This window comes from Pseudomonas sp. V98_8 (assembly GCF_029967975.1).
Taxonomy (GTDB): Bacteria; Pseudomonadota; Gammaproteobacteria; order Pseudomonadales; family Pseudomonadaceae; genus Aquipseudomonas; species Aquipseudomonas umsongensis.
Genome location: NZ_JASCAE010000019.1, coordinates 1 through 2,058 on the forward strand (window position 1 = coordinate 1; position 2,058 = coordinate 2,058).

The following is a 2,058-nucleotide window of genomic DNA, read 5'->3' on the forward strand; positions in this document are numbered from 1 at the left end:
CGAACGGGATACAGGGAAGCCGCACTCATCTTTCTTACCTCGGTGGAATAGTTGTGTTTGTGATCTGAAATTGTGTTGCTGCGCACTTCAAATCCTGAAGCGGCTGAGCAGTCTGTGCTGCTCGCCTACCTGTTCCCCCATCACGGAACACTGGCGGACCTGCTTTGCGGCACTGCCGGTGACTTCGAGGCTGATGTCGCGGATGTTGGACGTATTGCGATTGATTTCCTCGGTCGTGGCGCTCTGTTCTTCAGCCGCCGCGGCGATTTGCAGGTTCATGTCATTGATGCGGTAAATGGCTTCACGGATGCGTTCGAGGGTCTCATTGGCGGCGTTGGCATCCCCAGCCGTCTTGCTCGCGGTGTCGCGGCTTTTCTGCATGCGCACCTGGGCGTGTTTCACCCCCGTCTGCAGCTGATCAATCATCAGGCGTATTTCCTGAGTCGATTGCTGGGTACGCGAGGCCAGGGAGCGCACCTCATCGGCAACCACGGCAAAGCCGCGACCCGATTCGCCGGCACGGGCCGCCTCAATGGCCGCATTGAGCGCCAGAAGGTTGGTTTGATCGGCGATGCTGGTGATGACCGCGACAATCGATTCGATGCTTTGGCTGAGCAAGGACAGTTCATTGATGGCATTGCCCGTGTGGTCCATCTCGTCGGCCAGGCGCTGGATGGCCCCGGTCGAGCGGGACACCAGGGCGACACCGTCTGCGGCTTCCCCGGTGGCCACGATTGCCGCCTCGGCAGCCGCTTGGGCATTGCGCGCCACGTCTTCGGCGGTCGAGGCCATCTCGGTCATGGCGGTGGCGAGTTGATCCAGTTCCTGCAGCTGAATTTGCACGCGACTGGCGGCCTGGTTCGCTTCAGACGACGTTGTGGTGGTGCTCTCGCGGACGTGTTGCGCGCTGTTTTTCACATCGCCAATCAGCGATTTGAGGTTTTGCAGGAACTGGTTGAACTCCCTGGAGACCTGCGCAATTTCATCATTGCCAGACACGGGTAGTTGGTGGGTGAGGTCACCGTCTCCGCGGTTGATGTCTGCCAGTGACGCCTTGAGTCGATCCAGCGGCCAGAGTAGCCGCCGGACCAGCAAGCCCAGGACCAACAGGCTGAGCAGCACACCCAGGACAGTACCGATTGCGGCTCGCCAGCTGAGGATACGGGCTGCGGCCATGACGATGTCCTGGTCCAGCACCACACCGATGTACCAATCCATGCCCTTGAGATCGGTGAGCGGAATGAAGGACACCAGGAGCGACTTTCCACCGCCGCTGGCTTCTTGAAGTTGACCGGTCAGCGGCAGGGCGCTACCGGCGAAAAGCTGGCTGTAGGGTTGACCATTCAGCCCGGCGTCCGGGTGAGAAATGATGCTGCCACTTTTACTCAGCAGGAACGCATAGCCGGCGCCGCCGAAATCCAGCGTGTTGATGGCATCGGCCACGGTGGTCAGGCGGATGTCACCACCGAATACCCCGAGAGGTTGACCCGCGTCGCTGATCCGGGCCACCGCCGAGATCAGGATTTCGCCGGTGGTGGAGTCCTTGTAGGGTTCGGTCAAGACCGCTTGGCTGACTGCTTTACCCGTCGCGTACCAAGGGCGGGTGCGACCGTCATAGTCGGGTTTTGGATTCCAGGGTGAAGCGTTCTTGATGGGTTTGCCGTCGGACTCAAGGGCGCCGAATACCAGCTTGAATTCGTCTTTCAAAATGGCTGAGTCGATGATCCTCTGGGTCGCTTGCGCGCTGTACTGACCGTCGATCGCCTGGGCGGCCAGGTCCATCAGATGAAGCTTGCCGTTCAGCCAGTTTTCGATCTGACGTGCCACGGCGTTACTCGATTCGCCAATGCTGGCCTCGACCTGGTTACGCAGAATCGTTCGTATCTGCCCTACCTGAACCAGCGACAGGAGGCTGGTCGTCACCAACAGCACAAAGGCAGCCACAAGGCTCACCTTGTAACGGATTTTCATCGAGGATTCACCTGCAGATACGGCGTGATGCTTGTAGGAGCGAGCATGCTCCGGGCGGCGTTCCGACGATGGTCGTTAACGATGACG

Annotated in this window: 1 protein-coding gene; it reads right to left on the minus strand. The window is 59.7% G+C overall.

What is annotated here, in order from left to right:
- Positions 1 to 87 precede the first annotated feature (87 nt).
- Positions 88 to 1,971, minus strand: coding sequence for a methyl-accepting chemotaxis protein (locus tag QLG10_RS07885; RefSeq protein WP_110755347.1), 1,884 nt, complete (start codon positions 1,969 to 1,971; stop codon positions 88 to 90).
- Between the last annotated feature and the right edge of the window lie 87 nt (positions 1,972 to 2,058).

Excerpts from the sequence above, each read along its gene's own strand:
- QLG10_RS07885 (WP_110755347.1), bottom strand. The coding sequence starts at position 1,971 with ATGAAAATCCGTTACAAGGTGAGCCTTGTGGCTGCCTTTGTGCTGTTG.